The organism is Halopseudomonas sp. T1L2 (assembly GCF_055397385.1).
This window is the reverse complement of the sequence record NZ_AP040865.1, coordinates 1,371,655-1,391,455: the sequence shown is the minus strand read 5'-3', so window position 1 is coordinate 1,391,455 and position 19,801 is coordinate 1,371,655. Positions and strand designations below refer to the sequence as shown.

Here is a 19,801-nt window from a genome sequence, read left to right as displayed (position 1 = left end):
GTTATCTGTTTTTGTGATCTTTGCTTATAAGGTGCGCGGTGTCGCACGCTCTGTTTCGCCGGCTGCAAGGCTGGTGGTCAACCAAGGTAAGGGTATCTCATGCGGTCAGTAGTGAAAGTGGCAGCGTTATCGGTTGGTCTGTGGTGTGCCATGGCCGGAACGGGTGTGTCGGCGGCGGATGAGCCGGTTCGGTTCGGACCCAGAGTCGTCGGGTGGATCGAGAAGGGCCTCATTCTGCCTGAATACACGGCGGTCAAGATCAAGGTGGATTCCGGCGCACTGACCTCGTCGATGCATGCGGTCAATATCGAGGAGTTCGAGCACATGGGCCGCGAATGGGTCCGCTACGATGTGCCGGTGCGTGATGCAGACACCGACGAGATGGTCACCATGCACTTTGAGCGCCCGGTGTTTCGCCGCATTCTGGTGCGCGGTGCGGGTGGGTCTGATCGCCGGCCGGTGGTCAAGATGTCGATCTGCATGGGCGACCGGGTTTACGAGGAGCAGTTTTCCCTGCGTGACCGGGGTGACATGAACTATCCGGTGCTGATTGGCCGCCGCACCATTGAGCATGTGGGGCTGATCGACGTTTCAAAGACCTTTATGCACAAGCCCAGTTGTTCCGAGGCCGATTACGATCAGGAGCGTCAGCGACAGCACGATCGTGAGGAGAAGGGGGCGGGTAACGAGCCGATGACTCCGGCTGGGGAAGTAGACGCCTGAACAAATCGGCCGCCCTTGGGCGGCCGATTTGCTTTACCACATCAGATCGTCGGGGATTTCGTATCCTGCGTACGGATCGTCCTCTGCAGGCGTTTCTTTCTTCACTTCTGCAACATGGACAGGCCAGTGGGGGGCGCGCTCGCGGACTTTTTCGGCGATGTCCAGGGGGATCAGCACGAAGCCGCCTGACAGCCGGGTAATGCCCAGGCGACCGCGGCTGAGCAGGCCGAACTGGTCCTCGGTAACGTGGATCTTCTTGATCTTGTTCTTGCTGACGAACTGATAGGGCGTTTCGCCACCGGTGCGATCGACCACGTTCTGTTCGATCATCTGCTTGGCCTGGGCTTCGGCCGCCTTGCGTGCGGCTTCGGCCTGGCGCTGCTGGTTCAGTTCGCGGTCACGTTCGGCCTTTTGTTCGCGGGCTTTTTGCGCAGCGCTGGGGCCAGCGTCACCAGCCGGCTGGGCCTTGGCTTCCTTCTTCTTGGCGCGTTGCGCCTGCTTGAGTTTCTTCTCGTCGACCAGTCCGGCCTTGAGCAGTTGAGCTTGTAGTGAATTGACCATGGTTTGTCAGCGTCGTGTAGATGCGGCGCCGCGGCGGCGCCTGGTTGAAGTCTGGCGTATCAGCGGCATAGTCTACCGCGTTGTTCAGCGCTTTTCTTCCTCGGCTTCCTCAGCCTTGAGCTGCGCTTCGCGGGCCTTGACCTTGGCCAGTGTCTCCGGGCTGACACGGTTGCTGCCGGCGTTGTCGCGCAGCAAAAGCAGGCTGCCGATTATGCTGCCCAACGCCAGCACCATGAAAAGCCATCCATACCAGGGCATGGGATTCTCCTTGGGATAAATACCTGACCCATCATGGGCGCAGCCACTGCGGATAACAAGCCCGGGGTTCAGGCACGCATGGAATGGTTGAGCATCTGCAGGGTGTAGCCAATCAGCTGCTCGGCGGGCATTTGTGGCTGCTCACAGGGGTCTGGCTGGCGTGTCTGCAGGATCACGCCATGCAGCGCACCACGCAGGTAGCAGGCCGTCAACACGGGGTCTGCCACGCGCTCAGGGTGCAGACTGCCGTCGGCGACACCATCGGTGAGTGACTGGATCATGCAGGCCATCGACTGGTCGTAGCAACTGGCCAACTCCTGCAGCTGCTCATCGCTGTCGACCAGATGAGAAAAGGTGCTGGCATCGGTCAGCAGGTCGAAGTAGTCCGGCGCCTCAACGCTGAACTGGTAATAACTCCAGCCGATACGCTGCAACTGCTCCAGGCCGCTGCCGCCGGCTGTCTGTGCGGCCTGAAAGCGCGTGAGCAACTGCTGTCCGGCGCGCAGCATAAGCCCTCGCATGATCGCCGCCTTGTCCTTGAAATAGACATACAGGAGGGCGCGGCTGAGCTGTGCGCCGCGGGCGATCTCATCCATTGCGGTGCGTTCGTAACCCTTGCTGAAGAAGCACTGTTCGGCACTGTCGAGAATGCTTTCCCGGCGTTCCTGCTTTTCCCGTTCTCTGCGTTCGTTGGCGCTCATCGGCTCTCTCGATTGCGGTAGTAAAAAACAGTCTGTCATTTGTTGACAATGTGTCAATCTCTGACAGAGTGTTAATCAGGTTTTCTTTCCGGGAGCAGGATGATGGTCTGTGCATCAGGTTGGCAAGGGCGGTGTGGTCATTTCTTGGCGCTGTCTTCAGCGTTGATAGCGGGTCTGGCGCTGGCGGGTTGTCGCGCAGAGGGTGTGGACGGACCGGTTGTGGCTGCGCAGGAGCTCGTGCCGGTCAGGGTCGCGGAGGTCGCCGCAGCCGATCAGGCAGAGATGCTGCATTTCGCTGGCAGCGCCCGGGCCCGGCAGCGCGCCAGTCTGACCTTTCAGGTTGGCGGCACGCTGGCGAGCCGACCGTTGCAGCTTGGGCAGGCCGTTGCCGCCGGCGACGTTCTGGCGACGTTGTATAACCCTCAGCTCGAGCCGGCGCGTGATGCAGCCCGGGCGCGGCTGGCCGAGCTGCAGGTGCAGGCAGCGCAGGCGCGCAGAGATCTGCAGCGTACCGAGCAGCTGTTCCAGCGGGGCGCACTTTCGAAGGCCGATCAGGAGCAGCAGGCGGCGCGGCTGGAGGCGCTGCAGGCCGGTGTTCGGAGCGCCCGGGCAAGTTTGCAGCAGAGTGAACGGCTGAACAGTGAAACCCGTATGCGCGCGCCTTTCGACGGCACCATCGAAGACTTGCTGGTCGAGCCCGGCGAGTTTGTCGCCGCAGGTCAGCCGGTGTTGCAGATGGCGGCGAGCGGCGGTGCCGAGGTAGAAGTGCTGGTGCCGGCAGAGTTGCTGCAGGGGCTTGAGGTCGGTCAGGTGGTGCCGGTGTGGTCGGTGCTTCGTGATGTGCAGCTGGAGGGGAGGCTGGCAGAGATCGGTCGCGGTGCGTCGATTGGCTCGGTGCTGTATCCGCTGGTGGTCAGCCTGGATGCGCAGGTCATGGCCGGGGAGGCACTGGAGGTTGGTCTGCAACCGGTGCGCAAGGATGGCCTGAGCGTTCCCCTGGCTGCGGTGATGCGCTCGGCTGAGGGGCTGTCGGTGTTTCGCCTGGCAGGGGAGCGGGTAGAGCGGGTTGGCATCGCGGTTGCCGGCTTTGAGGGGGAGCGAGCGCTGATTGGTGAGGGCGCATTGGCTGCCGGTGATCAGGTGGTCTACGCCGGCCTCAGCCGATTGGCTGACGGCGACAGCGTGGAGTTGCTGCCATGAACCTGCGCCGCGTGTTGCGTCCTCGTCTGCTGGGTATGGTGGTGGTGATGCTGGCGCTGCTGGGTGTTGCGTCCTACCTGACCATGGCGCGACAGGAAGACCCCAGCTTTCCGTATCGGGCGGGTTTGATCACGGTGATTTACCCCGGCGCGGTGGCCGAGTCGGTCGAGCGTCTGGTGCTGGAGCCCTTGTCCGATGAGCTGTCGCAGGTATCGGAAGTCGATTTCATCAAGGCTACCGCTCGCACCGGCGTCGCGCTGGTATCCGTCATGCTGGATGACAATATCTACGACACCGATGCGGCCTGGGATCGTGTACGTCAGGCAATGACGCGCGCGGAGCTGTCGTTTCCCGCCGGGGTGCGCAGCATCGAGCTGGATGACCGGCTGCTGGATATTCCTGCGGTGGTGTTGGCAGTGCGTGGCGATGCATCGGTGGTGCGCCTGAGTGATGAGGCCGAGCGCCTGAAGCGCCAATTGATGGATCTGCCGGGGCTGGCGCGGGTTGAACTGTATGGCGATACCGAGGAGCAGATCACCATCGCGCTGCACGATGCCGAGCTGCGCCGGCTCGGTTTGTCGCCGCAGGCGCTGTCGAGCGTGCTGGCGCAGCGTAATCAGGTTATTCCCGGCGGCTTTGTTGTGGTGGGTTCGCAGCGGCTCGGAGTGCTGCCCAACAGTGAATTTGTTGATCTGGACGCACTCAAGGCGACCCAGATTCCGCTGCCGAACGGCGGCAGCGTGCCGCTCGCAGCCATCGCTGATATCTGGCGTGGTCCGGTCGAGCCGATTGGCGAGCGGGCCTGGTTTGATGGTGATCAGAGCGTTCTGGTCGGGCTGATTCTGGAGCGGGGGCAGGTCGACGCTATCCGCTTTGGCGAGCAGTTGCGTGCGCGGCTGGATACCTTGCGCCCGGAGTTTGCGCCGCTGCAGGTCGACGAAATGTTCTTTCAGCCCGATCAGGTCAAGGAGCGGCTGGAGGGGCTGGAGCAGAACCTGCTCAGCAGTGTGCTGATCATCGTCGCTGTGGTGCTCCTGGGGATGGGCTGGCGGATGGGAATTCTGGTGGCAGCCATGCTGCCGCTGGTGGCGCTCATCAGTCTTGGGCTCTACGACCTCGGTGGCGGCATCCTGCACCAGATCGCGGTGATCGGGATGGTCATCTCGCTGGGTATCCTGATCGACAATGCGATTGTCATGGTCGAGAACATTCAGGATCGCCTGAATGCCGGCGAGGCCCGCTGGCAGGCGGCCTTTGGTGCGGTGCGCGAGTTGGCCGGTCCACTGGGCGCGTCTACCGCCACCACGCTGGCAGCCTTTACGCCGATGCTGCTGTCGAAGGGCGGAACGGCAGATTTTACCCGCGGGATTCCGGTCATGATCATGCTCACGCTGATCGTCAGTTATCTGCTGGCGATCAGTGTCGCGCCGATGCTGTCAGGGCACTTTCTCAAGCCGGCTGCGACGCGCATGAACCCGCGGATGGAAGCCTTTTCGTCAGCTCTGGCGCGGCTCAGTGAGCGCGCGCCGAAGCGCATGCTGCTGCTGGGCGCCGGGGTGGTTGCACTGAGTCTGGCGCTGGCTCCGCTGGTCAAGCTGCAATTCTTCCCCAATGCCGACCGGCCGCAACTGGTGGTCGAGCTGTTCATGCCGGAGGGGACGGATCAGCGCTATACCACCGAGGTGGCGGCCCTGCTGGAAGGGGAATTGATGGCGCAGCCGGGTGTACTGTCGGTGCATCGCTTCGTGGGTGCTACCGGCCCGAGTTTCTATTACAACCTCAACCGCTATCCGAAGGCGCCGAACCGTGCCCGGCTGGTGGTCAACACCAGTGCGCTGGGAGATACCCCCTCGCTGCAGCATTGGGTGCGTGAGCGCGTGTCTACGCAGTGGCCGGAGCTGGATGTGGTAGCTACCACTCTGGGTCAGGGGCCGCCGCGCGAGGCGCCGGTCGAGCTGCGGGTCTATCACCACGATGATCGTCAGCGCATTGCCGCCGCCGAGCAGCTGTTTGCCGTACTCAAGCAGGTTCCCGGCGCGGTAGACGTGCGTCACGATATCGACCTCGGCGTACCAACGGTCAAGATTGAGGTGGATGATGCCCAGGCGCAGCGCTTTGGTCTCAGCCGCGCGGACGTTGCCCAGGCGCTGTTCCGCCAGAGTCTGGGGACGACGGTGGAACAGTACCGTCAGGAGCTGGACCCGATCCCGATTCTGCTGCGCACCCATGAGGGCAGTCAGCAATCGTTGCAACGTTTGTTGTCCGCGAACGTTTTCAATGCCGCAGGGCAGGCGGTGCCGCTGACCGCGGTTGCGAGGGTGGTGCCGGCCTGGCAGCCGGCGAGTATCCGGCAGCGTGATGGCGTGCGAGTGCTGACCGTTACTGCGGGGCTGGAGCAGGGTTTCAGTTTCAGTCAGGTGCTGGGTGGCTTGCAGGCGCGGCTGGCGGATGCCGCGCTGCCGGCAGGGACCCGGCTGGAAATCGGCGGTGACAGCGAAGGGTCTGGCGACGCCAACCGTGCGCTCTTTACCACGGCACCGATCGGTATCCTGCTGCTGTTGTTCTTCCTGTTGCTGCAGTTCAATTCGTTCAAACGTCTTGGCATTGTTTTGCTCACGGTCCCGTTGGCCAGTGCCGGGGTGTTGCCGGGGCTGGTGTTCTCCGGTGTGCCGTTTGGCTTCCAGTCGTTGCTTGGGGTGATTGCCCTGGTCGGTATTGTGGTCAACAACGCGATTGTGCTGATCGATGTGGTCGATCAGGGACTGGCGCAGGGCAGGGCGATCGATCAGTCGGTGTCGGATGCCGTGATGCGTCGAACCCGTCCGATTTTGCTGACCACCGCCACCACCATCGCTGGGCTGCTGCCGTTGGCATTCTCCAGTTCGACACTCTGGCCGCCGATGGCCTGGGCGATTATTTCGGGGCTGCTCGCGTCCACCGTACTGACATTGCTGGTGGTTCCGGCGGTCTGTCGGCTGTGGTTGCGACCGGCAACCCCGGGGGCGGAAAAGGCGGCAATGCAGATTAACTGAGTGCCGAACGGGCACACTGAAGAAATTTTCAATAAATCGTCTGCAAGTGCTTGACTCGGTTGGTGGAATCTATAGAATGCGCGCCAGTTCCGACGGACAAGTTGATCGACTTCAAGGCGATTTACGGCGTTCGGAAGAACGATGCGCAGCGGTAGTTCAGTTGGTTAGAATACCGGCCTGTCACGCCGGGGGTCGCGGGTTCGAGTCCCGTCCGCTGCGCCATTATTCAAGAAGCCCCAGTTCGCAAGAACTGGGGTTTTTTTGTGCCTGTTTTTCGGTCTCCTCGGTGCTAGCCCAGATGGCCGGGGTCAATTGGCTCGCCGTTCCAGGCATGCAGCCGCGCGCGGATATCTTCGAACATGGCGTCATATTCATGGTGCGCTTTCAGTGACATGAACTCTGGCGTCAACACCCCGTGGCGGCGCAGAATATGATCGATATTGCTGGCGAAGTTGAACGCCGTATCGCGTGGCAGCGAAAAGTGTTCGTGCACCTCGGCATCGTTAATCGTGCCATCGACGCTGAACTCGACTGCACGGCACTGGTCCGCGATGGTGTAGTGAATGTCGATGCTGAACCCGCTATCGCTGGGTAGCAGGCGCATACGGTTGATATGCAGGTGGCCCGGTTCAAACATGTCTTCCTCCTGGGCAAGGTGGGGACGCTCGACCAGTTATAGGCCTAATTGAGTGTCGGGGAAACTGTTGTGCTGAAAGCGTGGTGCATCCGACGGTCGCTTGGTAGGAGGCGCCGGGGGTATGCCGAGCCTGAGCTTGACAGGGCGGGAGGTGGCCACTACTCTCTGCCGCGCTTCAGGTGCCCTCCATCTCGAGGAGGGTGAAACTGGGAAGCCGGTGAGTCTGCCAGATCAGACAATTCCGGCGCTGCCCCCGCAACGGTAAGCGACGTCCGCCAACATGGCGAGACACCTGAAATACGCCACTGTGCTGAATGCATGGGAAGGCTCAGGTAGTCGGACTCACGTCCAGTCGCAAGCCCGGAGACCGGCCTGATGCTATTCACGACAGTGCGGTGGGCGCTGTAGGTGTACGGCGTCCTTCCTTTTGTGCATGCCGTGTTCCTGCCGCTCCAGCCTGTCCCGATCAGACAATGTCGTACGGGTCGGTACGACGGAGCAGCCAAGCAGCATGACTATCTTTGCGCGCGCCCCTCTGGCGCTGGGCCTTATTGGCCTTTCTTCCCTTTCTTTCGCCAGCACCCTGGATCTCGGCAGTGATGTTGTCACCGCCACTCGCACCAGCCAGGCCAGCAGTATTGCCGCCACGACCGTTTTCGAGCGGACCGATATAGAGCGGTTGCAGGTCAACACCGCTGAAGAGCTGTTGCGCCGGGCGACCGCGGTCAACCTGATCAACAACGGCGGACCGGGCAAGAGCACCTCGCTGCAGATTCGCGGCAGCAACGACAAACACGTACTGGTGATGATCGACGGTGTTCGCGTCGGCTCCGCGACTTCGGGTGTGGCGGCGCTACAGAATCTGCCGGTTGAGCAGATTGAACGGATCGAGATTGTCCGTGGCCCGCGCTCAAGCCTGTACGGCTCCGAAGCCATTGGTGGCGTAGTGCAAATCTTTACCCGCAAGGGCGGTGACGGCCTGACTCCGTACTTCTCGACCACCGTCGGCAGTCGCCAGCATCGCGCCGGTACTGCGGGTCTGTCCGGTGGGGATGACAACGCCTGGTTCAACCTGGGCGTCAGCAGTCTGGATACCGAAGGCTATGATGCGCGCCCGTCGCGGGAAGTGGACCACGACGGCTACCGCGAGCTGTCGGCCAGCCTGTCCGGCGGCTATCGGTTTGCCAACGGTTTGTTGCTTGATGCCAACCTGCTGCAGGTCGAGTCGCACAACGACTATGACTCCGGCAACAAGGCCAATGCCGACAGCGTGCTCAAGGCCTACGGCGCGCGCGCGCGATTTGCGCCACTGTCGTTCTGGGATGTAACGCTGCAGGCCGGTCGCAGTGAAGATCAGAACGAGAACTTCAAGGGCAGCACATTTGATTCCCGCTACGACACCCGCCGCGATACCGCCAGCTGGCAGAACGATTTTGCCCTGAGCGAAAACCAGTTGCTCACCGTCGGTTACGACTGGCAGCAAGACAGCATCAGCAGCAGCGTCGATTACCCCGAGGACAGCCGCTACAACCACGGCCTGTTTGCCCAGTACCTGCTGCACGCCGGCCGTCACGAATGGCAGCTGGGGCTGCGCCACGACGACAACGAGGCTTACGGTGAGCACACCACCGGCAGTGTCGGTTACGGCTATGCGCTGACCGACAGCATCAGCCTGACCTCCAGCTATGGCACGGCCTTCAGCGCGCCGACCTTCAACCAGTTGTACTTCCCGGGTTACGGCAATCCGGATATCCAGGCGGAAACCTCGCGCAACGTCGAAGTCGGTCTGCGCGGTCAGCACCGCTGGGGCAGTTGGTCGGCCAATGCCTTCCGCAATGACATCGACGACATGATTGCCAGCGTCCGGGTGGGCGGTGTGTCGATGGCCGAAAACGTCGACAAGGCCCGTATCACTGGTCTGGAACTGGAAGTCTTGACCCAACAACTGGGCTGGAACTGGCAGGCCAACTTGACCCTGCAGGATCCGGAGAACCGTTCCAGCAGCGCCAATGATGACCTGCTGCTGCGCCGCGTACCGGAGCAAATTTTCAATCTGGATGTCGACCGTCGCTTCGGCCGCATCGGCCTGGGCGCAAGCGTTCACGCTGAGGGTCGCCGTTGGGACAACGCCACCAATACCAATGACCTGCATGGCTACAACACCGTTGAATTGCGCGCCGAGTATTGGCTGAGCCATGCCTGGCGAGTGCAGGCGCGGGTCAGCAACCTGTTCGACAACGAGTACGAAACTGCCGCGACCTACACGCAGCCGGGCCGGGCAGGGTATCTGACCCTGCGCTACCAGCCGCTGTAATTGCGTCGTTTGACTGGCGTCACCGCTTGCGTTGGCGCTGCGATTAGAAAGCCGGGCTATGCCCGGCACTGACGTTTGGATAAACCGCAAAGGAGAAAGGCTGTGCTGAAAACCTCGAAACATACCCAACTGGTGGTTGGCGCGCTGCTGCTGGCGCTGATGATCATGACGCGCGGTAGCCACTTCCCGCAGCTCAACCTGCCAAGCGCCTCCTGGGCGGTGTTCTTCCTGGTCGGCGTGCTGCTGCGCCCGGTTTGGGCCTACCCGCTGTTCTTTGCAGTCGCTTTTGTAGTGGACGTGATGACGGTCGGCTGGGTAAATGCCGGTCACCACTGTATGACTATCGCCTACTGGGCGCTGCTGCCCGGTTACGCCGCACTCTGGTTCGGCGGCCGGATGTACGCTAGCTGGCACCGTGACCAGGCCTCGTCGCTGCTGGTGCTGGTACCGACCATGATGCTCAGTGCGCTGGTCTGTCAGGTCTTCACCAGCGGCGGCTTCTACTGGTTCTCCGGCCGCTACGCCGAACCGACCTTCGCCGGCATGATCGAGCGCTTGGCCCATTACTACCCGTCCTACTTGAGCACTATGGCCGCGTACGTTGCTGTCGCCGCCGTGCTCTACGTGGGTGTGCGCAGCGCCGCTGCGCTGCTGGGTCATTCGAGCCAGCGCGCATGAGTGAGTCTGCCGAACGGGATCAGCGCCACCGCGAGCGCATGCAGCGCAAGAAGGAAGTGGTCGATCAGAAGATCGCCCAGGCACCTGATGAGCGTGGTGTGCTGCTAGTGCTGACCGGCAACGGCAAGGGCAAGAGTAGCTCCGGTTTCGGCATGGCCGCGCGGGCGCTGGGGCATGGCCTGCGGGTGGGTATTGTGCAGTTCATCAAGGGCGCACGCAGCACCGGTGAGGAAACCTTCTTCCGGCGCTTTCCCGATGAGGTGCGTTATCACGTCATGGGTGCCGGTTTCACTTGGGAAACCCAGGACCGGCAGGACGACATCGCCAAGGCCGAGGCGGCCTGGGCGGTGGCGGTCGAACTGATGCGTGACCCGGACGTTGCGCTGGTGTTGCTGGACGAACTGAACATTGCCCTGAAGTACGGCTACCTGCAGCTCGATCAGGTGATTGCCGATATTCAGGCGCGACCGGCGCATCAGCATGTGGTAGTCACCGGACGCGGTGCGCCACCGGCGCTGGTTGAAGCAGCCGATACCGTGACGGAAATGGGCATGACCAAACACGCCTTCAAGGCGGGTATCAAGGCGCAGAAGGGGGTGGAGTTTTGAACGTGCGCATGTGTCCGGCGATGTTGATCGCCGCACCGGCTTCGGGGCAGGGCAAGACCACGGTAACCGCCGCACTGGCGCGTCTGCATAGCCGTCAGGGCCGCAAGGTGCGGGTGTTCAAATGCGGCCCGGATTTTCTCGATCCGATGATTCTGCAGGCCGCCAGCGGTGCACCGGTGTATCAGCTGGATCTGTGGATGGTCGGCTTGGAACAGTCTCGTCGGCTGCTCTGGGAGGCTGCTGCAGAAGCAGACCTGATCCTGATCGAGGGGGTGATGGGGCTGTTCGACGGTACGCCGTCGGCAGCTGATCTGGCGCGCCAGTTTGGAGTGCCGGTGCTGGGCGTGATCGACGGTTCCGGTATGGCGCAAACCTTCGCGGCAATGGCCTGGGGGCTGGCGAACTTCCAGCCCGACCTTGGCTTTGCCGGGGTGTTGGGCAACAAGCTCGGCAGCGTGCGTCATGGCGAGATTCTGCGCGACAGCCTGCCAGACAGCCTGCACTGGTATGGCGGCCTGCCCAGGTCGACAGATATGGAACTGCCCAGCCGGCATCTCGGTCTGGTGCAGGCGGCAGAGCTGCCGGACCTGCTGGCACGGCTGGATGCCGCGGCCGATGCGCTGGAGCAGAGCAGTGGTGCACCCCTGCCGGAACCGGTGAGCTTCCCGGCGCCGAGTGCCGAAGCGCTGCAGCCTTTGCTGGCGGGCGTGCGTATCGGCGTAGCGCGCGATCAGGCCTTTGCCTTTGTCTATCAGGCCAATCTGGCGTTGTTGCAGGCAATGGGCGCCGAGCTGATCTTCTTCTCGCCGCTGGCCGACAGGGCACTGCCGGAGGTGGACAGTGTGTATCTGCCCGGCGGCTATCCCGAGCTGCATGGTGAAACGCTGGCTGGCAATGAGGCGATGGCGCAGGCGCTGCATGCCCATCATGCTGCTGGCAAGCCGCTGGTCGCCGAGTGTGGCGGCATGCTCTATCTGTTCGATGCCCTGATTGATCGTGATGGCGAGCAGCACCGCATGGCCGGCCTGCTGCCGGGCAAGGCGGTGATGCAGTTGCGCCTTGCCGCACTGGCGCTGCAGGAGGTGCGCTTGCCCGAGGGCTCGCTGCGCGGCCACACATTCCATCACTCGCTGCTGGATACCCGGCTGGAGCCGCTGGCACAGGGCGAATGCCCTAACTACCGGCGCACCAGCGAAGCGGTGTTTCGTGACGGCCGACTGACGGCGTCCTACATCCATTTCTACCTGCCGAGCAATCCGCAGGCTGCGGCGGCGCTGTTCCGGCCATGACCCGGCACGCCTTTGACCCGCTGGAGCGTGACGCGGTGTACCGGGCCATTCGCGAGCGCCGCGACATGCGCCACTTTGCTGCGGGCGAGGTACCGGAGGAGCAACTGCTGCGGTTGCTGCAGGCCGCGCATCAGGCCCCGAGTGTCGGCCTGATGCAGCCGTGGCGCTTTGTGCGTATTACCCGTCAGGCGCTGCGCGAGTCGATCCATCAGTTGGTCGAGCAGGAACGGCTGGAGACGGCGCGTGCCCTGGGCGAGCGGGAGGACGAGTTCATGCGGCTCAAGGTCGAAGGGGTGCTGAGCTGCGCTGAACTGCTGGTCGCGGCGTTGCCACCGGGGCGCGAGGCGCATGTGTTTGGTCGCAGGACCATGCCGGACATGGATCTGGCCTCGGTTGCCTGCGCCATCCAGAACCTCTGGCTGGCGGCGCGGGCAGAGGGGCTGGGGCTGGGGCTGGGCTGGGTCTCGCTGTTTGATCCGCAGGCGCTGGCCGACCTGCTGGCGTTGCCGACGGGTGCGCGCCCGGTCGCGGTGCTCTGTCTGGGCCCGGTCGACGCGTTCTACAGCCGGCCCATGCTGGAGCAGGAGCACTGGACCGAGGCCCGACCGCTGGCAGACATGCTGTTTACCGATCAATGGGAGGGGCGCTGATGAGCGCGTTCGGGCCGCAACGTATCGTTTGCCTGTCGACTGAAACCTGCGAAGTGCTCTATGCGCTCGGTGAACAGCAGCGCATTGTCGGCATTTCCGGATTTACCGTGCGGCCCCCGCAGGCGCGCAAGGAAAAACCCAAGATCGGCGCGTTCACCAGCGCCGAGCACGATGAGATTCTCGCTCTGCAGCCGGATCTGGTGCTGGGTTACTGCGACCTGCAGGCAGACATGGTTGCCGACCTGGCGCGGGCAGGGCTGGAAGTTCACCTGTTCAACCAGCGCAGTATTGCCGGCATTTTGGCAATGATCAGCACGCTGGGGGCGCTGGTAGGCGTTGCAGATCGCGCCGCAGCGCTGGTTCAGGAGCTGGAAGGGCGCATGGCGGCGGTTGCCGCGCAGGCAGCGGCACTGCCGCGTCGCCCGCGGGTGTATTTCGAGGAGTGGAATGAGCCGCTGATCAGTGGCATCGGCTGGGTCAGCGAACTGATCACCCTGGCCGGTGGCGACGACTGTTTCAGTGATCTGGCCGCACTGCCACGGGCGAAGCAGCGGATCATTGCTGACCCGCTTGAGGTGGTGCGGCGTGCGCCCGATATCATCATCGGCTCCTGGTGCGGCAAGCGCTTTCGTCCGGAACAGGTGGTCGAGCGAGACGGCTGGAATCAGGTTCCGGCGGTGGCGCAGGCGCAGCTGTTCGAGATCAAGTCGGCCGACATTCTGCAGCCGGGGATCGGCGCGCTGACCGACGGGCTGGATCAGCTCGCTGCGCTGATTCGCCAATGGGCGCAGTCATGAGTCTGCTTGGACCGCTGGTGGTGGCCGGGGTCGCGCTGGATGCGCTATTCGGAGAGCCGCGTCGGCATCATCCGCTGGTGGGCTTTGGCAACCTTGCTGCCGGGCTTGAGCGACGTTTGAATACGGCGGCTGGCGGCAGTATCGCCCGCGGTGCGCTGGCCTGGGTGCTGGCCGTGGTGCCGCCGGTGGTGCTGATCTGGTGGCTGGCGGCGCAGCCGCTGATCGGCTGGCTGGTGTCGCTGGTCTGCCTGTATGCCGCCATAGGCTGGGAAAGCCTGGGCGCCCATGCACGACCTGTTGCGCAGGCGCTGGAGCGCGGGGATTTGCCGCGAGCGCGTGAGCTGGTCGGGCGCATGGTCAGCCGCGACACCCGCGAGCTGGACGAGGAGGGTGTTGCCCGGGCCACTGTCGAGTCGGTGCTGGAGAACGGCAGTGACGCGGTGTTCGCGGCGCTGTTCTGGTTCGCTGTGGCCGGCGCCCCGGGCGTTGTGCTGTACCGACTGGCCAATACCCTCGACGCCATGTGGGGGTATCGCTCACCCCGCTTCTTGCTGTTCGGCCGCGTTGCTGCGCGGCTGGATGATCTGCTCAATTTTATTCCTGCCCGGTTGGTGGCCTTGAGCTACGCGCTGTGCGGTAACGCCCGGTTGGCCTGGCGCTGCTGGCGCAGGCAGGCCCCGCTGTGGGACAGCCCCAACGCCGGGCCGGTGATGGCCGCGGGCGCCGGCGCGCTGGAGTGTGAGTTGGGCGGCCCGGCGATATACCACGGCCGCCTTGAAGAGCGCCCTCTGCTGGGTGAAGGCCCCCGCGCCGGCGCAGCCGACATCGATCGTGCGCTGACGCTGGTGCGCCGCAGCGTGCTGCTTTGGGTGCTGGTGATCGTATTGGTCTGGGGGCTGAGCCATGCTTGAACACGGAGGGCGTTTGCGTGAAGCCGCCCGGCGCTTCAAGCGGCCGGTAGAGCAGTGGCTTGACCTGTCGACCGGCATCTCGCCCTTTGCCTGGCCGATACCGGCGCTGCCGCAATCCATCTGGCAGCGCCTGCCCGAAACCGACGATAACCTGTCAGGCGTGGCCGGTGACTATTACGGCGCACCTGCCGCGCTGCCGGTGGCCGGCTCGCAGGCGGCCATTCAGGCGTTGCCGCTCCTGCGGGCAAACAGCCGGGTAGGGGTGCTGGAGCCGACCTACGCCGAACACACCGAGGCCTGGCGCCGGGCCGGCCACGCGGTGCGCGGCGTTACGCAGGCGGAGCTGCCGCAACTGCTCGGTGAGCTCGACGTGCTGGTGGTCGTGAACCCCAATAATCCCACCGGCCGGCGACTGGACGCTGAACAGCTGCTTGGCTGGCATGCCGAGTTGGCCGCCCGCGCCGGCTGGCTGGTGGTCGATGAAGCCTTTATGGATGTTACCCCCGAGCACAGCCTTGGTGGGTATACCGACCGTGCTGGACTGATCGTGCTGCGTTCTTTGGGCAAGTTTTTTGGTTTGGCCGGCGTGCGGCTGGGCTTTGCCTTGGCCCAGCCAGCGCTGCTCAACGAGTTGGAGCGGCAGCTTGGTCCCTGGGCCGTGAGCGGGCCCGCGCGGGCGGTTGGCCTTGCCGCGTTGTTGGATGCCGGCACCCAGCAGCTTTGGCGATATCGGCTGAGAGCTGCCAGCGAGCGACTCGATGCGCTGTTGGCCCGGGCGGGTCTGAGCGGTGGCGCGGGCTGCGCCCTGTTCCAGTGGCGCGAATCTGAGCGTGCTGAACGGATTTATTTGAATCTGGCCCGGCAGGGCGTGTTGGTGCGCCTGTTTCCGGCCCTCAACGGACTGCGTTTTGGCCTGCCCCATCACCAGCGTGACTGGGAGCGACTTGAACAGGCCCTGAATACAAGCATGAGACAACGCAAATGACGACGCTGATGGTGCAGGGCACCACCTCCGATGCCGGCAAAAGTACGCTGGTCAGCGCCTTGTGCCGCTGGCTGGTTCGCCAGAACGTGGTGGTGGTGCCGTTCAAACCGCAGAACATGGCGCTGAATGCCGCAGTTACTGCCAATGGCGGCGAGATTGGCCGGGCGCAGGCGGTGCAGGCGCAGGCCGCGCGGCTGCCGACCCACACCGACATGAACCCGATTCTGCTCAAGCCCAATACCGACGTGGGCGCGCAGGTAATCATCAACGGCCACCCGATCGGCAGCATGGATGCGGTGAGCTACCACGCCTACAAGCCGACCGCGATGCAGGCGGTGCTGGCAGCCCACAGTCGCCTTTGCGAGTGGGCGCAGGTCGTGATGGTGGAAGGCGCCGGTTCGCCGGCCGAGATCAATCTGCGTGAAGGCGATATCGCCAATATGGGCTTTGCCGAGGCGGTTGATTGCCCGGTGATCATCGTTGCCGACATCGACAAGGGCGGGGTATTCGCGCACCTGGCTGGCACGCTGGCGCTGCTGTCCGAATCAGAGCAGGCCCGGGTAAGGGGCTTTGTCATCAACCGTTTCCGTGGCGACATCGCGCTGCTGGAACCGGGGCTGCGGTGGCTGGAGCAGTACACCGGCAAACCGGTGCTCGGCGTGTTGCCGTATCTGCACGACCTGCATCTGGAAGCTGAAGACGCGGTCGAGACCCGTCAGGTCGGCGGCGCCGCCGATGCGCTGCGTGTAGTCGTGCCGGTGTTGCCGCGCATCAGCAATCACACCGACTTTGACCCGTTGCGCCTGCATCCGCAGGTTGACCTGCAGTTCATTCCGGCCGGGCAGAGGCTGCCGGCGGCTGACCTGATCATTCTGCCCGGCTCCAAGAGCGTACGGGCGGATCTACAGCATCTGCGTGCGCAGGGCTGGGATCGGGATATCGCCCGCCATCTGCGCTACGGCGGCCGGCTGCTGGGTATCTGTGGCGGGTTTCAGATGCTCGGTAGTCTGATTGACGATCCGCTGGGGCTCGAAGGGGTGGCTGGCGCCGAACCGGGTCTTGGGCTGCTGGCAATGGCCACCGAGCTGCGCGCGCAAAAACAGTTGCGCAACGTAATCGGACGTCTGCGTCTCGATCACGCCGAGGTCAGCGGCTACGAAATTCACGCCGGCATCAGCGAGGGCGAGGCGCTGGAGAATCCACTGGTGCTGCTGGATGACGACCGGGCCGACGGAGCCCTGAGTGACGACGGGCAGGTGGCTGGCACCTATCTGCACGGGTTGTTCGAGTCGCCGGCGGCGCAGCAGGCGCTGCTTGGCTGGGCGGGGCTGCGGGCGGCACAGGGTGTGGACTACGCCGCCATGCGCGAACGCGACCTGGATCGGCTCGCCGATCTGGTCGAACAGCATCTGGATACCGCTGCCCTGCGCGAGCTGTGCGGGGTGGCCCATGGCTGAGTTGATACTCGGTGGTGCGCGCTCCGGCAAGAGCCGATATGCCGAGCGGCGGGCAACTGAAAGCGGGTTGGACGTGGTGTATATCGCCACCTGCCAGCCGCGCGATGCGGAGATGCGCGAGCGCATCGAACGCCACCGCGACCAGCGCCCGGCCCATTGGGCACTGTTCGAGGAGCCGCTCGCGCTGGCGCGGGTGCTCCGGGAGCAGGCCCGTGAAGACCGCTGCCTGCTGGTCGACTGCCTGACGCTGTGGCTGAGCAACCTGCTGCTGGTCGGCGACCCGCAAGCCTGGGTTCGTGAACGCAGCGCGCTGCTGGAGACGCTGCCTGCGCTGCCGGGGCGGTTGCTGCTGGTGAGCAACGAAACCGGTCTGGGTGTGGTGCCGATGGGCGAGTTGACCCGCCGTTTTGTCGATGAGGCCGGCTGGCTGCATCAGGCGCTGGCGGCCGACTGCGAGCGAGTGGTGTTTTGCGTCGCGGGCCTGCCGCAGGTGTTGAAAGGAGAGCCGTTGTGAGTGTCTGGTGGCAGCAGCCGGCGCAGCCGGTGGATAGAGGGCGGCTGGCGCAGGCGCTGGCGAGAGAGGCGCAACTCACTAAACCGGCCGGCTCGCTTGGGCGACTGGAGCAAATCGCGGCCACACTGGCCAGCCTGCAGCGCTGTGCTGCGCCGCGGCTGGAGCGTATCTGGATCACTATTTTTGCGGCTGATCACGGCATTGCGACGGAGGGAGTATCGGCCTTCCCGCAGGAGGTGACCGGACAGATGCTGGCCAACTTTGCCCGCGGCGGTGCGGCCATCAGCGTGTTGGCGCGGCATCTGGGGGCGCCTCTGGAGCTCGTTGATCTGGGGTTGGCGCACGAGATTGCGCCGCTGCCGGGTGTGCGCCACCTCGGTATAGCGGCGGGCACGGAGAGTTTTCTGCATGGCGCGGCGATGACTGCCGCCCAGTGCGATGCTGCGCTGAGTGCTGGTCAGGAGGCCGTTCAGCGTGCTGTTGAGGACGGTGCCGAGCTCTTTATCGGCGGCGAGATGGGCATCGGTAATACCAGCAGCGCCTGTGCGCTGTCGGCCTTGCTGCTGGATCAGCCGGTGAGCGAGCTGGTGGGCCTGGGTACCGGGCTCACGGCGCTCGGCTTGCGGCACAAGACCAAGATCATCGAGCGCGCGGTCGCCCATCACCGTCCCCATGCCAATGATGCGCTGGAGACCCTGCGCCGGGTTGGCGGGCTGGAAGTCGCGGCGCTGGCCGGTGCCTATATCGCCGCTGCGCAGAACGGGTTGCCGGTGCTGGTGGATGGTTACATCAGCACTGCTGCCGCGCTGTGCGCGGTGCGTATGAATGCCGATGTGCGCAGCTGGCTGTTCTACAGCCATCGTGGTGCCGAGCCAGGCCATCGCTTGCTGTTGCAGGCGCTGGACGCCGAGCCTTTGCTGGCGCTGGACCTGCGGCTGGGGGAGGCGAGCGGTGCGGCACTGGCGGTGCCCCTGCTGCAGGCGGCCTGTCGGCTGCACAATGAAATGGCGACCTTCGCCGAAGCCGCGGTGTCGGGGAGCTTCAAATGAGTTTGAGTCTGCTGTTACTGCGCCACGGCGAGACCGAGTTGGGTGGCGGCCTGCGCGGCAGTCTGGATGACGACCTGACCGAGCAGGGTTGGCAGCAGATGTGGTCGGCGTCGCCGGCGCAGCCCCGGTGGCAGCGCATCGTCAGCTCCCCGCTGCGCCGCTGCGCCCAGTTTGCGCTGCAGCTGAGCCTGCGTGACCGACTGCCTTTGAAGTATGCGGACGGCCTGCGCGAGCTTCACTTCGGTCAGTGGGAAGGGCGTCATCCACGCGATCTGATGGTCGATCAGGCCGATGCGTTAGCCGCATTCTGGAACGACCCCTATGGTTTTACGCCGCCTGATGGCGAGCCGATGGTGCGATTTTCCGAGCGTGTCTGGGCAGCGTTGGCGCAGCTGGAACGGGAATACGCTGAGCAGACGATCCTGCTGGTCACCCACGGTGGAGTGATGCGATTGCTGCTGGCGGCGGCACGTGGTTTGCCGCCGAGCCAGCTGTTGCAGGTTGAAGTTGAGCACGGCGCGCTGCATCGGCTGCACTACGCGGGCGGTGCTGTCGAGGAGCTGCGGTCGTGATTGCCTTTGGCCTGGCGCTGCAGTTGCTCAGTCGCATTCCGGTTCGCCTGTGGCGCGCTCCCACTGCACGGGAGTTGGGGCGCTCCGTGCTGTGGTACCCGACGGTGGGCGTGTTGCTCGGGTTGGCGCTGCTGCTGTTGGCTGCATTGCTGGGCGACCTTGACGCTCCGCTCAAGGCAGCGCTGCTGCTGGTGTTCTGGGTCTGGTTCAGCGGTGGACTGCATCTGGATGGCCTGGCGGATACCGCAGACGCCTGGGTCGGCGGCATGGGGAGTGTCGAGCGTACCCTGGCGATCATGAAAGACCCGGCATGCGGACCTGTCGGCGTAGTTGCGCTGGTGCTGGTGTTGCTGGTGAAGTGGGCGGCGCTAGTCAGTCTGCTGCAGTCAGGTACCTGGCTCGGCTTGTTGCTGGTGCCCTGGGTTGCGCGAGGTGCGTTGGCGGGGCTGCTGCTCTGCACACCGTACGTGCGCCCGCAGGGCATGGGCGCACAACTGGTCGAGCACATGCCGCGGGCGCGCCTGTTGCAGGTACTGGTACTGCATGCCGTGCTGGTGCTGCTGTTTGGCTGGAGCGGGTTGCTGGCGCTGCTGGTAGCGACTTTGCTGACATTGTTCTGGCGTCAGCGCCTGCGTACGCGGATCGGCGGCACCACCGGTGATACCGCAGGCGCGTTGGTGGAAGTGCTGGAGGCGGCGTTGCTGGTGGCGCTAGCTGTGTTGCCTGGCTGATGCAGATCAATTCCTCGGGGAACCTCTGTGGTTAACCTTCATTTGACTGTCATCTGCGGCCGCTAGGGTCGTTACTACAACAGACACGCAAAGAAGGAAAATCACATGAGTGATTACATTGAAGAGTTGATCGA

At 63.9% G+C, this 19,801-nt stretch carries 20 protein-coding genes, 1 tRNA gene and 1 riboswitch; of the genes, 17 read left to right on the top strand and 4 right to left on the bottom strand.

What is annotated here, in order from left to right; all coding sequences use genetic code 11:
- The first annotated feature begins 99 nt into the window (after positions 1-99).
- Complete coding sequence (gene rloA3 / locus ACZ5WQ_RS06510) at positions 100-723, top strand: retropepsin-like aspartic peptidase RloA3 (protein WP_464383407.1); 624 nt, start codon at positions 100-102, stop codon at positions 721-723.
- Positions 724-756: 33 nt separating this feature from the next.
- Here the strand turns inward: rloA3 and ACZ5WQ_RS06505 are convergent, their stop codons facing one another.
- The 3 genes from ACZ5WQ_RS06505 to ACZ5WQ_RS06495 all read right to left on the bottom strand — a co-directional run bounded on the left by ACZ5WQ_RS06505 (position 757) and on the right by ACZ5WQ_RS06495 (position 2,243).
- Complete coding sequence (locus ACZ5WQ_RS06505) at positions 757-1,284, bottom strand: DUF2058 domain-containing protein (RefSeq protein ID WP_228246924.1); 528 nt, start codon at positions 1,282-1,284, stop codon at positions 757-759.
- Between the two features lie 84 nt (positions 1,285-1,368).
- Positions 1,369-1,542, bottom strand: coding sequence for a DUF2897 family protein (locus tag ACZ5WQ_RS06500; RefSeq protein ID WP_088274029.1), 174 nt, complete (start codon positions 1,540-1,542; stop codon positions 1,369-1,371).
- A gap of 68 nt (positions 1,543-1,610) precedes the next feature.
- Positions 1,611-2,243, bottom strand: a complete 633-nt coding sequence (locus tag ACZ5WQ_RS06495; RefSeq protein WP_233049798.1) for a TetR/AcrR family transcriptional regulator — start codon at positions 2,241-2,243, stop codon at positions 1,611-1,613.
- Between the two features lie 144 nt (positions 2,244-2,387).
- Here ACZ5WQ_RS06495 and ACZ5WQ_RS06490 point away from each other — a divergent pair, with 144 nt between their 5' ends.
- From ACZ5WQ_RS06490 to ACZ5WQ_RS06480, 3 genes are all read left to right on the top strand, one after another.
- Positions 2,388-3,443 carry an efflux RND transporter periplasmic adaptor subunit gene (locus ACZ5WQ_RS06490; protein WP_335598677.1) on the top strand — a complete coding sequence of 352 codons (1,056 nt, stop codon included), beginning with the start codon at positions 2,388-2,390 and terminating at the stop codon, positions 3,441-3,443.
- Positions 3,440-6,475 carry an efflux RND transporter permease subunit gene (locus tag ACZ5WQ_RS06485; protein ID WP_464383406.1) on the top strand — a complete coding sequence of 1,012 codons (3,036 nt, stop codon included), beginning with the start codon at positions 3,440-3,442 and terminating at the stop codon, positions 6,473-6,475. Before ACZ5WQ_RS06490 ends, ACZ5WQ_RS06485 begins: the two co-directional genes overlap by 4 nt.
- A gap of 145 nt (positions 6,476-6,620) precedes the next feature.
- Positions 6,621-6,697, top strand: a tRNA-Asp gene (locus ACZ5WQ_RS06480).
- Between the two features lie 67 nt (positions 6,698-6,764).
- Here the strand turns inward: ACZ5WQ_RS06480 and ACZ5WQ_RS06475 are convergent.
- Positions 6,765-7,112 carry a DUF5064 family protein gene (locus ACZ5WQ_RS06475; protein WP_228246809.1) on the bottom strand — a complete coding sequence of 116 codons (348 nt, stop codon included), beginning with the start codon at positions 7,110-7,112 and terminating at the stop codon, positions 6,765-6,767.
- Between the two features lie 160 nt (positions 7,113-7,272).
- Positions 7,273-7,502, top strand: a riboswitch (cobalamin riboswitch).
- 121 nt (positions 7,503-7,623) lie between these two features.
- Here ACZ5WQ_RS06475 and btuB point away from each other — a divergent pair.
- From btuB to ACZ5WQ_RS06410, 13 genes are all read left to right on the top strand, one after another.
- A complete protein-coding gene (gene btuB, locus ACZ5WQ_RS06470) occupies positions 7,624-9,426 on the top strand; it encodes a TonB-dependent vitamin B12 receptor (protein WP_464383405.1) in 1,803 nt (600 codons plus the stop codon).
- A gap of 159 nt (positions 9,427-9,585) precedes the next feature.
- Positions 9,586-10,104 carry a hypothetical protein gene (locus tag ACZ5WQ_RS06465; RefSeq protein ID WP_464383630.1) on the top strand — a complete coding sequence of 173 codons (519 nt, stop codon included), beginning with the start codon at positions 9,586-9,588 and terminating at the stop codon, positions 10,102-10,104.
- Positions 10,101-10,712: a cob(I)yrinic acid a,c-diamide adenosyltransferase gene (gene cobO, locus ACZ5WQ_RS06460; protein ID WP_464383404.1), complete on the top strand. Its 612-nt coding sequence runs from the start codon at positions 10,101-10,103 to the stop codon at positions 10,710-10,712. The genes ACZ5WQ_RS06465 and cobO overlap by 4 nt, the downstream gene beginning before the upstream one ends.
- 8 nt (positions 10,713-10,720) lie before the next feature.
- Entirely contained in the window at positions 10,721-12,001 is a 1,281-nt protein-coding gene (locus tag ACZ5WQ_RS06455; RefSeq protein ID WP_464383629.1) for a cobyrinate a,c-diamide synthase, read from the top strand.
- On the top strand, positions 11,998-12,651 hold the full coding sequence (gene bluB, locus ACZ5WQ_RS06450) for a 5,6-dimethylbenzimidazole synthase (RefSeq protein ID WP_464383403.1): 654 nt from the start codon (positions 11,998-12,000) through the stop codon (positions 12,649-12,651). The genes ACZ5WQ_RS06455 and bluB overlap by 4 nt, the downstream gene beginning before the upstream one ends.
- Entirely contained in the window at positions 12,651-13,448 is a 798-nt protein-coding gene (locus tag ACZ5WQ_RS06445) for a cobalamin-binding protein (RefSeq protein ID WP_464383402.1), read from the top strand. The genes bluB and ACZ5WQ_RS06445 overlap by 1 nt, the downstream gene beginning before the upstream one ends.
- Positions 13,445-14,359, top strand: coding sequence for an adenosylcobinamide-phosphate synthase CbiB (gene cbiB, locus ACZ5WQ_RS06440; protein ID WP_464383401.1), 915 nt, complete (start codon positions 13,445-13,447; stop codon positions 14,357-14,359). Before ACZ5WQ_RS06445 ends, cbiB begins: the two co-directional genes overlap by 4 nt.
- Entirely contained in the window at positions 14,352-15,344 is a 993-nt protein-coding gene (gene cobD / locus ACZ5WQ_RS06435; RefSeq protein WP_464383400.1) for a threonine-phosphate decarboxylase CobD, read from the top strand. Before cbiB ends, cobD begins: the two co-directional genes overlap by 8 nt.
- A complete protein-coding gene (locus tag ACZ5WQ_RS06430; protein WP_464383399.1) occupies positions 15,341-16,801 on the top strand; it encodes a cobyric acid synthase in 1,461 nt (486 codons plus the stop codon). Before cobD ends, ACZ5WQ_RS06430 begins: the two co-directional genes overlap by 4 nt.
- Positions 16,794-17,315 carry a bifunctional adenosylcobinamide kinase/adenosylcobinamide-phosphate guanylyltransferase gene (gene cobU / locus ACZ5WQ_RS06425; RefSeq protein ID WP_464383398.1) on the top strand — a complete coding sequence of 174 codons (522 nt, stop codon included), beginning with the start codon at positions 16,794-16,796 and terminating at the stop codon, positions 17,313-17,315. Before ACZ5WQ_RS06430 ends, cobU begins: the two co-directional genes overlap by 8 nt.
- Complete coding sequence (gene cobT, locus ACZ5WQ_RS06420) at positions 17,312-18,364, top strand: nicotinate-nucleotide--dimethylbenzimidazole phosphoribosyltransferase (protein WP_269687240.1); 1,053 nt, start codon at positions 17,312-17,314, stop codon at positions 18,362-18,364. The genes cobU and cobT overlap by 4 nt, the downstream gene beginning before the upstream one ends.
- Positions 18,361-18,936, top strand: coding sequence for an alpha-ribazole phosphatase family protein (cobC, locus tag ACZ5WQ_RS06415; protein ID WP_464383397.1), 576 nt, complete (start codon positions 18,361-18,363; stop codon positions 18,934-18,936). Before cobT ends, cobC begins: the two co-directional genes overlap by 4 nt.
- Entirely contained in the window at positions 18,933-19,667 is a 735-nt protein-coding gene (locus tag ACZ5WQ_RS06410) for an adenosylcobinamide-GDP ribazoletransferase (RefSeq protein ID WP_464383396.1), read from the top strand. The genes cobC and ACZ5WQ_RS06410 overlap by 4 nt, the downstream gene beginning before the upstream one ends.
- Positions 19,668-19,801 lie beyond the last annotated feature (134 nt).

Coding starts and splice junctions, on each gene's coding strand:
- cbiB (WP_464383401.1), top strand. CDS start 13,445: ATGAGTCTGCTTGGACCGCTGGTGGTGGCCGGGGTCGCGCTGGATGCG.
- ACZ5WQ_RS06495 (WP_233049798.1), bottom strand. CDS start 2,243: ATGAGCGCCAACGAACGCAGAGAACGGGAAAAGCAGGAACGCCGGGAA.
- ACZ5WQ_RS06500 (WP_088274029.1), bottom strand. CDS start 1,542: ATGCCCTGGTATGGATGGCTTTTCATGGTGCTGGCGTTGGGCAGCATA.
- bluB (WP_464383403.1), top strand. CDS start 11,998: ATGACCCGGCACGCCTTTGACCCGCTGGAGCGTGACGCGGTGTACCGG.
- rloA3 (WP_464383407.1), top strand. CDS start 100: ATGCGGTCAGTAGTGAAAGTGGCAGCGTTATCGGTTGGTCTGTGGTGT.
- ACZ5WQ_RS06505 (WP_228246924.1), bottom strand. CDS start 1,284: ATGGTCAATTCACTACAAGCTCAACTGCTCAAGGCCGGACTGGTCGAC.
- btuB (WP_464383405.1), top strand. CDS start 7,624: ATGACTATCTTTGCGCGCGCCCCTCTGGCGCTGGGCCTTATTGGCCTT.
- ACZ5WQ_RS06455 (WP_464383629.1), top strand. CDS start 10,721: ATGTGTCCGGCGATGTTGATCGCCGCACCGGCTTCGGGGCAGGGCAAG.
- ACZ5WQ_RS06465 (WP_464383630.1), top strand. CDS start 9,586: ATGATCATGACGCGCGGTAGCCACTTCCCGCAGCTCAACCTGCCAAGC.
- cobD (WP_464383400.1), top strand. CDS start 14,352: ATGCTTGAACACGGAGGGCGTTTGCGTGAAGCCGCCCGGCGCTTCAAG.
- cobC (WP_464383397.1), top strand. CDS start 18,361: ATGAGTTTGAGTCTGCTGTTACTGCGCCACGGCGAGACCGAGTTGGGT.
- ACZ5WQ_RS06485 (WP_464383406.1), top strand. CDS start 3,440: ATGAACCTGCGCCGCGTGTTGCGTCCTCGTCTGCTGGGTATGGTGGTG.
- ACZ5WQ_RS06475 (WP_228246809.1), bottom strand. CDS start 7,112: ATGTTTGAACCGGGCCACCTGCATATCAACCGTATGCGCCTGCTACCC.
- cobO (WP_464383404.1), top strand. CDS start 10,101: ATGAGTGAGTCTGCCGAACGGGATCAGCGCCACCGCGAGCGCATGCAG.
- ACZ5WQ_RS06430 (WP_464383399.1), top strand. CDS start 15,341: ATGACGACGCTGATGGTGCAGGGCACCACCTCCGATGCCGGCAAAAGT.
- ACZ5WQ_RS06445 (WP_464383402.1), top strand. CDS start 12,651: ATGAGCGCGTTCGGGCCGCAACGTATCGTTTGCCTGTCGACTGAAACC.
- cobU (WP_464383398.1), top strand. CDS start 16,794: ATGGCTGAGTTGATACTCGGTGGTGCGCGCTCCGGCAAGAGCCGATAT.